This is a genomic window from Saezia sanguinis (assembly GCF_003991585.1).
Lineage (GTDB): Bacteria > Pseudomonadota > Gammaproteobacteria > Burkholderiales > Burkholderiaceae_C > Saezia > Saezia sanguinis.
On sequence record NZ_PQSP01000167.1, the window covers coordinates 1 to 246 of the forward strand.

1 protein-coding gene is annotated in these 246 nt (G+C 71.1%); it reads right to left on the minus strand.

The window, feature by feature from the left end:
* Positions 1-246: hypothetical protein (locus CUZ56_RS15900; RefSeq protein WP_162615380.1), on the minus strand; the 246-nt coding region annotated here is incomplete at both ends.

Consider the following 246-nt stretch of genomic DNA (forward strand, 5'->3'; position numbering starts at 1 on the left):
ATATCGGCGACCGCCGCCGACCGGGCCAGCAGCACGGTGAACGCCGCGCGCAGCACGATGAATTCGGAAGTGCCGGCCCGCTGGGCGATATCGGCGATGCGGCGATGGGTGCGGGTGCCGATATCGAAGGCGTGCACGCCTTCACCGGTGGCGCCGGCTGCGGTGCCGGCCGGGAATTCGAGCCGTGCAGGCAGTTCGGCCAGGTACTCGCGCCAGTACGCGAGCCGGCGGGCGGCGAGTGAATCC